The sequence below is a fragment of the Meridianimarinicoccus sp. MJW13 genome (genome assembly GCF_014901205.1).
Taxonomy (GTDB): Bacteria; Pseudomonadota; Alphaproteobacteria; order Rhodobacterales; family Rhodobacteraceae; genus Meridianimarinicoccus.
The window spans coordinates 479,555-492,309 of sequence record NZ_JACNMU010000003.1; the positions used below are offsets into that span (position 1 = coordinate 479,555).

Below are 12,755 nucleotides of genomic sequence, written 5' to 3' on the forward strand. Positions count from 1 at the left end.
CGGCGCGATTGCCCAGCCCCCGCCGCCTCTTGAGCCTGCCGCCCATCGGTGGCAGTCAGGGAGCAGTCAGAAAGGATCCCAAGATGACCGACGCCCATCGACAATACCTGCGCAATCGTCCGCGGCGCACGCGCCGGACCGCCGCCCTGCGCGGGCTGGTGCGCGAAACCACCCTGTCGGTGACCGATCTGATCTGGCCGGTCTTCGTGCGCGACGGTGACGGCATCGAAGACCCCATCGCCGCGATGCCCGGCGTCTCGCGCCTGTCTGTCGACAAGGCGGTCGAGGCTGCCCGCATGGCCGCAGATCTGGGCATCCCGGCCATGTGTCTGTTTCCCTACACAGCGATGGAAGACCGCACCGAAAGCTGCGAGATGGCCTGGGATCCCGACAACCTGTCGAACCGCGCCATCCGGGCAATCAAGGCCGCCGTGCCCGAGATCGCGGTCATGACCGACATCGCGCTGGATCCCTATAACGCCAACGGCCATGACGGCATTGTCCGCGACGGGATGATCGTGAACGACGAAACCGTCGCGGCGCTGGTGCGTATGGGGCTGGCACAGGCCGAGGCGGGCGCCGACATCCTTGGCCCCTCGGACATGATGGACGGGCGCATCGGTGCCATCCGCGACGCGCTGGAGGCGGCGGGCCATTCCGACGTGGCGATCATGAGCTATTCGGCGAAATTCGCCTCGTCCTTCTACGGCCCGTTCCGCGACGCGGTGGGTGCCTCGGCAGCCCTGAAGGGGGACAAGAACACCTACCAGATCGACCCGGCCAACCGCGACGAGGCCCTGCGCATGATCGCCCGCGATCTCGACGAGGGCGCCGACATGGTCATGGTCAAGCCGGGCATGGCCTATCTCGACATCTGCACCCAGGTTCGCGACAGCTTCGGCGTGCCCACCTACGCCTACCAGGTGTCCGGCGAATACGCGATGCTGGAGGGGGCGGCCCGCAACGGCTGGCTGGATGGCGACAAGGTGATGATGGAAAGCCTGCTGGCCTTCAAACGCGCCGGCTGCAACGGCATCCTGACCTATTTTGCCCCCCGCGCCGCGCGGCTTCTGGCCGGGTGATGCTGCGCTGCGGTGACACGGGGCGCGTTTCGCGCTAGACTGCGCGCCAATCGCGGGGCAACCGCTTCCGAGCAGTGAAAATCGAGGCAAAGACAATGATCAACATGACGCGGCGTGGGCTGCTTCTGGGCGCGGGCGCGCTTCTGGCCGCCTGCGACAACTCCGTGGGCTCCAAAGGGGCGCAAACCATCGACACGCGGGTCGCCGCGGCGCTGGACTACATGTACAAGACCTATCCCGAAACCGCCGAATTGCGCGACAAATCCGTCGGCATGCTGGTGATGCCGCTGGTAGGCGAGGCCGGGTTCATGGTTGGTGGCTCCTACGGCGAAGGCGCGCTGCAGGTGGCCGGGGTGACGGTGGACTACTACTCGGCCACCCAAGGCAGCGTCGGGTTTCAGATCGGGGCGCAGCAATACGCCTACGTGCTGTTCTTCCTGACGCCCGAGTCCCTGCGCCGCTTCCGCACCTCGCCGGGCTGGGATGCCGGGGCGGCCGCGGAATTCACCGGTGGCGAGGTCGGCGGCGCGCTGAAGGCCAGCACCGTGACTTCGAATTCGGCCATTGCCTTCCTGTTTGCGCAGCAGGGCCTGATGGCCGGGGCCACCATCGAGGGCACCAAGTACACCCGCATCCTGCGCTGATCGCACAAAGCCGGAATGCCCCTTGTCCCGCGCGCGCCTGCGCGGGATGATCCCGAAAGGACAGATTGCAGGAGCCTGCCATGACTCGCGCCTTCCGCTGGGTATTGCGCCTCTTCCTGGCGGGCGTCGTGCTGTCCGCACTGGCCGCGACGCTGGCCTATTACCTCGCCACACGCTCGCTGCCCGACTACAGCGAAAGCTTCGAGCTTCCGGGCCTGTCGGCACCGATGCGGATCGTGCGCGACACCGCCAATGTGCCCCATGTCTTCGGCGCTACCGAGACCGACAGTTTCTTCGGCCTGGGCTTCGTCCATGCACAGGACCGGCTGTGGCAGATGACGATGATGCGGCGCACGGCGCAGGGGCGGCTGTCCGAGATTTTCGGCCCCCGCACCCTGAAGATCGACGAGACGCTGCGGCGGCTCGACATCTATCGGCTGGCCGTGCAATCGCAGGCCATACAGGACGACGCCACGCTGGCCGCGCTGGACGCCTATGCCGCCGGTGTCAACGCGTGGATCGATCAGGTCAACACTGGCGCACGCGGACGCGGGGCACCCGAGTTCTTTCTGTTCCCCCCCGAGATCGCCCCGTGGCAACCATCGGATTCGCTGGCCATCGCCAAGCTGATGGCGCTGAAGCTGACAGCACACCTTCAGGACGAGGTTCTGCGCGCGCGCACCGCGCTGACCGTCAGCCCCGAGCGGCTGCGCGATATTCTGCCCGACGATCCCACGGGCGGGCTGGCGGTGCTGGCGGCACTTGGCCCCGCTCCGACCGCGGCCGACACCCAACTGGCCGGCAACCCCTTGCTGACGGATCCGCTGTCACCCTTCTCGCCCCCGGCGCTGGCCGGGGCGTCGAACGTCTGGGCGGCGATGCCCGACCGCTCCACCACCGGGAGCACACTGCTGGCCAACGATCCGCACCTGGGGCTGACCGCGCCGTCGATCTGGTACCTGGCCCGGATCGAGATTGCGGGCGGCGGCGTGATCGGCGGCACCATTCCGGGGATGCCGCTGATCCTTGTGGGCCGCAACGAGGATCTGGCCTGGGGGCTGACCAGCGCCTATGCCGACGACCAGGACCTGTATGTCGAGCGGCTCGACCCCACCAATCCCAACGCCTATGAAACCCCCACCGGGGCCATGGCACCGTTTCGCACCGAGGGCGCGCTGGTCCGCGTCAAGGGGGCCGAGCCGGTGACTCTGACCCTGCGCTGGACCGATCGCGGACCGGTGCTGCCCGGCGACCTGTTCGACCTGAACACCATCGTGCCCGCGGGCCATGTGGCCAGCCTGGCCTGGACCGCGCTGACTCCCGACGACCGCACCATGACCGCCGGGATGCACCTGATGCAGCAGCGCGCGGTGGCCCCCGCAATCGAGGCGATGGCCGAGTACGTCGCCCCCGCACAGAACCTTGTGCTGGCCGACCGCGAGACCGTGGCGATGGTGATGATCGGCGCCCTGCCCCGACGCTCGGCCCAGCACGACAGCCTGGGCCGTCTGCCCGCGCCGGGATGGCGGGCCGAGAACCATTGGCAGGGCCGGCTGCCCTTTGACACGAACCCGCGTTTCACCGATCCCGACGGCGGCCTGCTGGGCAATACCAACAACAAGCCGCTGGAACGCGCCTTCCCGCTGCATGTCAGCTATGCTTGGGGCGACAGCCAGCGGGTGCATCGCTGGGAACGGCTGATGCGGAACCGCGAGGTGCATTCGCGCGACAGCTTCATGGAAGCGCAGCTTGACACCATCAGCCCTGCCGCCCGCAGCCTGCTGCCCCTGATCGGTGCCGACCTGTGGTTCACCGGCGAGGCCGCCCCCGATGGCAGCCCGGCCCGCGCCCGGCGCGAGGCGCTGGACCTTCTGGCCAACTGGAACGGCGACATGAACGAACACATGCCCGAGCCACTGATCTATGCGGCCTGGGTGCAGGCGCTGCAGCAACGGCTGATCGTCGACGAACTGGGCCGCGATCTGGCGGCCGCGTTCAGCCATCCCGACCCGATCTTCCTGGAACGGGTGTTTCGCGACGTGGACGGCGCCTCGGCCTGGTGCGATGTCAGCCGCTCTTCGGGGATCGAGACCTGCCGCGACATGGCCGAACGGGCGCTGGACGATGCGTTGCTGTGGATCTCCGAGACCTATCGCGGCGGCCTGGAAGGGCTGCAATGGGGCAGCGCCCATCAGGCCACCCATGATCACGAGGTGCTGGGCGGCATTCCGGGGCTGGGCTGGCTGGTCAATATCCGCCAGCCGACTTCGGGCGGCGATCACACCCTGAACCGGGGCCGCACCGCCGGGCTGGGCGCGCAGCCCTTCCTGAACGTGCATGCGGCGGGCTATCGCGGGGTCTATGACATGGCCGATCCCGACAGTTCGGTGTTTGTCATCGCGACCGGGCAGTCGGGGCATCCGTTTTCGCGGTTCTACGACAATCTGGGCGAACGCTGGCGGCGCGGCGAGTACATCCCCATGTCGCTGGACCCGGCATTGGCCGAAGCCGCCGCCACCGGCGTGACCACCCTGCGCCCGGCCCCCTGAACGCAAAAGACCCGGCCGCAAGGGCCGGGTCTTTCTGTTTGGGTCGAAAGGCCGGGATCAGACGAAGTCGAAATCCGTCCCGGTGATCAGGCTGGCTTGCGTATTGGCCAGGGTGATCTGGTCGGTGCCACCGGCTGCCAGGGTGATGATCGTGTGCTGCCCGCTTTGGGTGATGACCAGATCACTGGTCGAATTCACCGTGCTGTGGCCCGAGAAGTCCAGCCGGTCGACGCCATCGGTGAAGTCCTTCACCACGTCGCGGCCAAACCCGTCGGTCCAGGCGAAAACATCCGCGCCAAGACCGCCAAGGTAGAAGTCGTTGCCCGCGCCACCGTCCAGCATGTCGTTGCCCGCGCCCGCGATGAGCGCATCATCGCCCGCCGCGCCCAGAAGCGTGTCGTCATCGGCCCCGCCGAAGAACACGTCCGCATCGGACCCGCCGGTCAGCACATCGTTGCCAGCACCGCCCACCAGCGTCACCGAGGTTGCCAGCCCGGTGGCGTCGATGGTGTCGTCGCCGGTCAGACCCATGATCCGCTCGACCCCGACCCAGCTGCCGACGTTCAGGCTCAGGCCGTTGGTGTCATAGATCACCGCCTTGTCGAACCCGGCCCCGCCGTCGCTGACCACATCGCCGCTTTCGCCGATGTAGAATACGTCGTTGCCGCCACCGCCATCGAAGGTGTCGTTGCCCGCAGCGCCCAGCATGATGTCGTTGCCATCATTGCCGGTCAGCGTGTCATTGCCGTCGCCGCCGATCAGAACGTCATCTCCCGCGCCACCAGTCATCGTATCGTCGCCCGCGTCGCCGAACAGGAACACGGCCGAGGTCTGTTCCGAGGCATCCACGGTGTCATTGCCGGTGAAGCCGTTGACACGTTCGATCCCGCCCCATCCGGCCAGGGTCATCAGCAGCGACACGCCGCCTGCATCGTTGATCTGCGCCTTGTCGTACCCGGTGGTGCCGGTATCGAGGACCAGATCGAAACCGTCGATCACGTAGAAATCCGAGCCGTTGCCGCCATCCATGGTGTCGATGCCGCTGCCGCCGAACAACTGGTCGTTGGAATCGCCGCCCAGAAGGGTGTCATTGCCCGATCCGCCGAACAGGAAGTCATTGGCAAAGCCGCCGGTCAGATGGTCGTCGCCAGCCTGCCCGAACAACTGGTCCGAACCGCCGCCGCCATCGATGGTGTCATTGCCGCCGCCTGCATTGACCGTGTCGTCGCCCGCCCCGACCGAGATCGTGTCGTCACCCGCATCGGTTGTGACTACGTTGGCCGCGCCATTGCCCATGACTTCGGCGTCATAGTCGCCGATCAGGGTATAGTTCTCCATGGCGATCAGCGTGTCGCGGTTGGCCGCGTCTCCCTTGGCGCCGTGGTCGCCGGTGTTAAGGTTGACCTGCACAACGAACTGCTGGGCCGCCGCGCCGCTCAGATCCTCGATCAGCGTGTCGACACCATTGCCCCCGTTGAAGACATCGTTGCCGGTGCCGGCGCGGATGGTGTCATTGCCATCGTCGCCAAGGATCGTGTCATTACCCGCCAGACCGTCCAGCACATCGTCGAACAGGGTGCCGCGCAGGCTGTTGTCGCTGCCGTCGCCATTGATGTCGGGCGCGCCCGCGGGATCCACCATTTCGCCGAACCACAGGTGAAAGATGGTGCCGCCGTTGGTGGAGATGCTGGGATCCAGTTCAACCCCGATGCCCATGGCATTGAAGTCGAAATTGGCCCAGGTGCCGCTGTTGATGAAGACGTTGTGATGCGGATCGGACGCCACGAAGGCGTTGAAGGCTTCCAGTACGGTGGCAGGACCGGCCACCGACAGTTCATAGCCGCGATCCAGACGCGTGGTCGCCGTGGCGTTGGGATCCACATAGGCCGTGCCCAGGCGCTGCGGTGCGTTATGCATGACGCCGGTGTTCGAATGGTCGTTGAAATAGACCGCATCGCTCCAGCTGTTGAGCGAGGCATTGGCCGGTTGCTGCAGGTTCGGTTCCCAGATGTTATAGAGCACATCCTGCGCGTGACGCCCGGCGACGGTGGTCAGGCTCTGCGACAGCTGGATCGTATCCAGGCCAAGGGAGACACGGTAATCGTTGACGAGGTGGTAGAACTCCAGCTCTGCGGAACTGAGGGCATCACCGGGGGTGGGGGCATAGATATCGACGGTCAAGATCGCTCACTTACCAGCCAATGCTGGATGCTGGAAAAAATTGGTACGAAGGCTGTCTAGCCCGGATATTCCCGGAAGGCCAGATTGTCACCTTGCGGGCAGCCGGCCAACGGCAAGACATGCCGCTCCGCGTGTAAGGCTCCACTTTGACGCAAAGTTTTCAAAGCACAACTTCCACGCGGGAAACTGGTTAACCATGAGATGAATTTCGCTGTGCAAACAAGCGGAAACCCGCCACAGCGACGCTGCGGAAAGCAGAATTGGCGCTAGAGGCGCGAGAAGGTCTCTTTCTGCCGCGCGGTCCAGCGCACGTCCAGGTCGACCCCGTCCTCGCCCTGCCGCTCGGCCTCGACCACGCCTTCGGCAAACAGCCACGCCCGGCGGCGGCCATCGGAAAAGTCCAGATGCAGGGTGTCGTCCAGAACCGGATCGGAAATGCGGGTCGCGATTGCGGCCAGCAGATCGTCCAGACCCTCTCCGGTGATCGCCGAGATCAGATGCACGTCGGGCTGGCGCGGCGCCAGGGCGCGCAGACGCTCGGCGGCCTCGGCATCCAGACGGTCCAGCTTGTTCCAGACCTCGATCTGCGGCGTGTCGGGATCGACGCCAAGGCTTTCCACGATCTCGCGCACATCCTCGGCCTGGGCCTCGGTCTCGGGGTCAGAAATATCGCGCACATGGACGATCAGATCGGCGGTCAGAACCTCTTCCAGCGTGGCGCGGAAGGCGGCGACCAGTTCGGTCGGCAGGGCGCTGATGAAGCCCACGGTGTCCGACAGGATGATCTTTGGCCCGTCCGGCAGGTCGATCGCCCGCATGGTCGGGTCCAGCGTGGCGAACAGCATGTCCTTGGCCATCACCGACGCCCCGGTCACGCGGTTGAACAGCGTCGATTTCCCGGCGTTGGTATAGCCCACCAGCGCGACAATGGGGAACGGCACCTTGGCGCGGGCAGAGCGATGCAATTCGCGGGTCTTGACGACCTTGTCCAACTGCCGCCGCAGCCGCGTGAGTTGTTCGTCGATGGCGCGGCGGTCGGCCTCGATCTGGGTTTCGCCGGGGCCGCCGACGAAGCCCAGCCCGCCGCGCTGCCGTTCCAGGTGGGTCCAGGCGCGGACCAGCCGCGTGCGCTGATAGCTGAGAGCGGCCATTTCAACCTGCAGCACCCCTTCGCGGGTGCGGGCGCGGTCCGAGAAAATCTCAAGGATCAGACCGGTGCGATCCAGGATCTTGACCTTCCAGTCCTTCTCCAGATTGCGCTGCTGCACCGGCGACAGGGGGCCGTCGACCAGCACCAGTTCGATGTCGTTGGCCTTGAACAGCGCGCCCAGTTCCTCAACCTTGCCGGTGCCGAACAGGGTGCCGGGACGCGGCTGGGTCAGGCGCACAACATCGCCACCCACGACGTCCAGCCCCGGCAGCGCAGCGGCCAGGGCAACAGCTTCTTCCAACGCAAAACCGGGCGCGCGGCGCCCCGGTTTTGACCGGATTTCGGGATGCAGGACCCAGGCGCGTGTCGGCTCCGGGGTGCGGGGGGCAGGCTCGGTCAGTCTTCGCCCTCGTACAGGCTGATCGGCTGGCTGGGCATGATGGTGGAAATCGCGTGCTTGTACACCAGTTGCGATTGTCCATCCCGGCGCAGCAGCACGCAGAAATTGTCAAACCATGTGATGACGCCCTGCAGCTTTACGCCATTGATCAGGAATATCGTCACCGGAACCTTGGTTTTCCGAACGTGGTTCAGAAATGCATCCTGCAGGTTCTGACGGTCGGTTGCCATTTTTTATAAACCTTTTTGTTCTCGACCCGTGCTCTTGGGGGCATTCAATCGCGTTTCATGACTGCACGCAACAGGCGGTGAAGGCCAGACGGCGCGCGGGATGCGGAAATATCACTTCGCACTTGCAGCATTTTTGCATCGACAGGGTCAGGAGCGCCAGAATTCCGGGTTCAGCAGGGCGATCAGCGCCAGCGTTTCCAGCCGCCCCAGCACCATGGCCACGCACAACAGCAATTGCTGCGGGCCGCTCAGCAGCCCCAGTTCGATCGGCACATCCCCGGCAACGATGGTCAGCGGCCCGGTGGTGGTCAGCCCGGCGACGGTCAGCACGAGGCTGGTATCGAAATCGGCCCCCACCACCGCGAACGCCAGCATCAGCGCGGCGATGGTGACCGCGAAGATCATGAAATACAGCCAGGCCACATAGGCCGCCTCGGGCTTGAACCGGCGCAGGCGGGTGCCGGGATTGGCGACAATCGACGGGTGCACCAGCTTGGCCATCTCGAACTGGCTGTGACGGGCCAGCGCATAGACCCTGAGCAGTTTCACGCCCCCGGCGGTGGTCGCCACCCCGCCCCCGATCATCGCCAGCCCCATCAGGATCAGCCCCGGCGTGGTCAGCCCCGACCAGTTGCGCGCGGTTTCCCAGTCCGCCGAAATGAAGCCGCCGGTGCTGAGGAACGACAGGGTCATGAACTGCCCGCCCCAGTAGCCGCGCAGCGGTTGCAGATCCGTCGCCAGAACCAGCACCTCCAGCAGCGACACCCAATGCAGGCTGAACACCAGCAGCGGCACCACGGTGATCATCACCACCGCCAGCCGCAGTTCGGGATCCTGGTACCATTTGCGGCCCAGCGGTGTCGGCACATCGCGGGCGAACAGGCCCCGGCTGAGAGCGAAGAACAGGAACATGAACAGCACGATCTCGCCGGCCAGCCCCGACGCGGCCTGCCCCAGCGTCGCCACCGGCGAAATCCCGCTGGTCGACAGCACCGACATGGCATGACAGGCGGCGATGAAGGGGGTCTCTCCCGCCACCAGCAGCGCCAGCCAGGCCACAAGGGTCAGCCCGGCATAGATCGGTGCCAGCGCCCGGCAGAATCGCCAGACCCTCTGCATCGGGTATTCGGCCATGGTCGCGCGGCCAAGGGTGGCATCGCGGCCCAGCGACACCGAGGTCAGCACCAGTTCGAACCCGCCGATCCGCAGCGGTGCCAGGATGGCGATCGAGGCCACCCACATGATGAACCCGCCGTACCATCCCATCAGCGCCCGCCACAGATGCACCGTCTCCGGCACCCGCGACGGCACCGAGAACACCGTGGCGCCAGTGGTGGTCAGGCTGGACACCATTTCCAGATAGGCGGAGCGGAAGCTCAGCCCCGGCATCGCCTCAACCACCGGCAGCGCCAGCATGACAGGCAACAGGGCGAAGGTGCCGACCAGCGACAGCAGCATGGCCCGCGCGGCGTTGTTCTGATCCATGGTCCAGACCGAAAGGCCGATGAACATGATGATCGTTGCGAAGGTCAGCGCGCCATACAGGAACGGCCGGCCGGCATCGTGATCGCCGACCCAGCCGGCATAGATCGCGGGCACCAGCATCAGCGCCGCCGCCACCGCCGCCGTCATCACCAGCAGCGGCAAACGGTCGTACCAGCGTTGATGCTGGGTCTTGCGGCGGATCCTAGAAGTAGTCAATCGAGACCTGCAAAAGCCGTTCCACTTCCGGCACATCTTCCGACAACGCGAAGAAGGTGACCACGTCGCCCTCTTCGATCCGCGTGCCGCCGTGCGGGATGAGGATCTTGTCGCCCTTGCGCAGCGGCCCCATCAGCACGCCTTCGGGCAGGTCGATGTCGCGCACCTGCTGCCCGGCCAGCGTGGCGGTCTTCAGCACCTGCGCTTCCAGCACCTCGGCCTCGGCGTCGCCGATGGAATAGACACTGCGCACCCGGCCATGGCGGACGTGGCGCAGGATCGATGACACCGTGGTCGAGCGCGGGTTGATATACGCGTCGATGTGCAACGGCCCCATCAGCGGCAGAAGCGCGGGGTCATTGACCAGCGAGATCGTCAGCGGACAGCCCAGCGACTTGGCCCGCACCGCCGTCAGCAGGTTGGTCTTGTCGTCATCGGTCACCGCCAGCAGCGCGTCGGCCTTCGTGATGTTGGCTTCGGCCAGAAGATCCGCGTTCAGCCCGTCGCCGTTCAGCACGATGGTGCGTTCCAGCGCCTCGGCGGCGGCTTCGGCCACCTTGCGATCCTTCTCGATCACCTTGACCCGTACCCGGTCGGTACGGGCTTCCAGCGCACTGGCCACCGTCAGGCCGACGTTGCCACCGCCGACAATGACCACGCGGGTCTGGCGGCTTTGGCTCTTGCCGAAGATTTCCAGCGCGCGTTGGGCGTCGTCGGTATGGCTGAACACATAGACCTGATCGCCGGCGAACAGCTGGTCGCGCGGCTCGGGCGCAAACAGCGTGCCCTCGCGGCGCACCCCCACGACGATGGCGCGCAGGGTCGAGAACAGATCGGTCAACTGGCGCAGGGGCGTGTTCAGCACCGGGCAGTCGTCGCTCAGCTGCACCCCCATGAGCTGGGCCTTGTCGTCCAGAAAGCTCTCGATGTCGAAAGTCGAAGGTGCGGCCAGCCGCTGCAACGCCGCCTCGGCCACTTCCTTCTCGGGGCTGATGACCACGTCGATGGGCAGGTGATCGCGGCGATAGAGATCCGAATGGATGGTGTCGAGATAGCTTTGCGCCCGCAGCCGCGCGATCTTGCGCTGCACGCCGAAGACCGAATGCGCCACCTGGCAGGTCACCATGTTGACCTCGTCCGAATAGGTGGCGGCAATGATCATGTCGGCGTCTTCCGCCCCGGCCCGTTCCAGCACGTTGGGATAAGAGGCAAAGCCGGTCACCCCGGTCACGTCCAGCTGGTCGGTGGCGCGGCGCACGAGTTCCTCGTTGTGGTCCACCACGGTGACCTCGTTGCGCTCTCCGGCCAGATGGCGGGCGATCTGCCAGCCGACCTGCCCGGCGCCGCAAATGATGACCTTCATGCGCTACGCTCCCCGTGTCTGGCCCTGGGCGGGCCGACCAATGCGTTACTCTTCATCCGGCTCTTCAACCACCGCCACGCGCGCCCCGGCGCGGGTCGATGTGACGACGTTCAGCGATTTCAGCTTCCGGTGCAACGCCGAGCGTTCCATGCCGACGAAATTCGCGGTTCGCGAGATGTTGCCGCCGAAACGGTTGATCTGGGTCAGCAGGTATTCGCGTTCGAACAATTCACGCGCCTCGCGCAGCGGCAGCCGGGCAATGGCCGACGACAGCACCACGCGTTCATCCTCGTCGCCCGGTGCGGCATCCATGTTGGGCAGTTCGCGGGCCTGGATCTCGCCGTCGCCGGACCCCAGGATCAGCACCCGTTCGATCATGTTGCGCAACTGGCGGATATTGCCGGGCCAGACCATGGATTGCAGGGTTGCCGCGGCCTCCTCGCTCAGCGGGCGGCGGACCAGGCCATCGCGGTCGTGGAACTGGTCGATCAGATGCTCGGCGATCTCGGGAATGTCGGCGCGGCGTTCGTCCAGACCGGGAACCGCAAGGGGCACCACGGCCAGACGGTGGAACAGCTCCTGCCGGAACCGGCCCTGTTCGATCTCAAGCTCAAGATTGCGCGCGGTGGACGAGATGATGCGCACATCCACCTTGATCCGCGCGGTGCCGCCGATGCGCTGGAACTGCTGTTCGACCAGCACCCGCAGGATGCGGGCCTGCGTGTCGGGGGGCAGGTCGCCGACCTCGTCCAGATACAGCGTGCCCTTGTCCGCCTGTTCCAGCAGCCCCGGTTCGACCCGCTGGCCGTCCGCCTCCTGCCCGAACAGGATGTGTTCCATCCGGTCGGGCGAGACCGAGGCGCAGTTGAGCATGACGAAACTGCCGCCCGCGCGCCCCGAATGGGCGTGGATATAGCGCGCCGCACTTTCCTTACCCGACCCCGGCCCGCCGGTCAGCAACACCCGGCTGTTGGTCTTGGCCACCTTTTCCAACTGGCTGCGCAGCAGCTTGAACGGCGGGCTGGAGCCGATCAGATCGCCGGTCGAAACCTCGGCGCGGCGCAATTCGGTGTTCTCGCGGCGCAGGCGCGAGGTTTCCATGGCGCGGCGGATGACCACCAGAAGCTGGTCGATGTTGAACGGCTTTTCGATGAAGTCATAGGCGCCCTGCTTGATGGCGGCGACCGCGATTTCGATGTTGCCATGCCCCGAGATGATGACCACCGGCACGTCCGGGGTTTCGCGCTTGACCTTGGTCAGGATGTCGATGCCGTCCATCTGGCTGTCCTTGAGCCAGATATCCAGGATCATCAGGCCGGGCAGCCCGTCGTCCAGCGCCTTCAGGCAATCGTCCGAGTTGCCGGCCAGACGGGTGGTGAACCCCTCGTCTTCCAGAATATCGGAAATCAGTTCCCGGATGTCACGTTCGTCATCCACGATCAGGATATCTGTCAC

General features: G+C 65.7%; 9 protein-coding genes. 3 read left to right on the forward strand and 6 right to left on the reverse strand.

Annotation, left to right across the window (positions count from 1 at the left end):
- Window positions 1-83 precede the first annotated feature (83 nt).
- From hemB to H8B03_RS07950, 3 genes are all read left to right on the forward strand, one after another.
- On the forward strand, window positions 84-1,082 hold the full coding sequence (hemB, locus tag H8B03_RS07940) for a porphobilinogen synthase (RefSeq protein WP_193141176.1): 999 nt from the start codon (window positions 84-86) through the stop codon (window positions 1,080-1,082).
- A 95-nt stretch (window positions 1,083-1,177) separates the two neighbouring features.
- Window positions 1,178-1,726: a YSC84-related protein gene (locus H8B03_RS07945; RefSeq protein WP_193141177.1), complete on the forward strand. Its 549-nt coding sequence runs from the start codon at window positions 1,178-1,180 to the stop codon at window positions 1,724-1,726.
- Window positions 1,727-1,806: 80 nt separating this feature from the next.
- Window positions 1,807-4,275, forward strand: a complete 2,469-nt coding sequence (locus H8B03_RS07950; protein ID WP_193141178.1) for a penicillin acylase family protein — start codon at window positions 1,807-1,809, stop codon at window positions 4,273-4,275.
- A gap of 57 nt (window positions 4,276-4,332) precedes the next feature.
- Here the strand turns inward: H8B03_RS07950 and H8B03_RS07955 are convergent, their stop codons facing one another.
- The 6 genes from H8B03_RS07955 to H8B03_RS07980 form a co-directional block, all read right to left on the reverse strand.
- Complete coding sequence (locus H8B03_RS07955; RefSeq protein WP_193141179.1) at window positions 4,333-6,456, reverse strand: hypothetical protein; 2,124 nt, start codon at window positions 6,454-6,456, stop codon at window positions 4,333-4,335.
- Between the two features lie 266 nt (window positions 6,457-6,722).
- A complete protein-coding gene (hflX, locus tag H8B03_RS07960; RefSeq protein WP_193141238.1) occupies window positions 6,723-8,006 on the reverse strand; it encodes a GTPase HflX in 1,284 nt (427 codons plus the stop codon).
- Complete coding sequence (gene hfq, locus H8B03_RS07965) at window positions 8,003-8,236, reverse strand: RNA chaperone Hfq (RefSeq protein ID WP_193141180.1); 234 nt, start codon at window positions 8,234-8,236, stop codon at window positions 8,003-8,005. Before hfq ends, hflX begins: the two co-directional genes overlap by 4 nt.
- Before the next feature lie 147 nt (window positions 8,237-8,383).
- Entirely contained in the window at window positions 8,384-9,937 is a 1,554-nt protein-coding gene (locus tag H8B03_RS07970) for a TrkH family potassium uptake protein (protein WP_226925768.1), read from the reverse strand.
- Window positions 9,924-11,300, reverse strand: coding sequence for a Trk system potassium transporter TrkA (trkA, locus tag H8B03_RS07975; protein WP_193141182.1), 1,377 nt, complete (start codon window positions 11,298-11,300; stop codon window positions 9,924-9,926). The genes H8B03_RS07970 and trkA overlap by 14 nt, the downstream gene beginning before the upstream one ends.
- A 45-nt stretch (window positions 11,301-11,345) precedes the next feature.
- On the reverse strand, window positions 11,346-12,755 hold the full coding sequence (locus H8B03_RS07980; protein WP_319022448.1) for a sigma-54 dependent transcriptional regulator: 1,410 nt from the start codon (window positions 12,753-12,755) through the stop codon (window positions 11,346-11,348).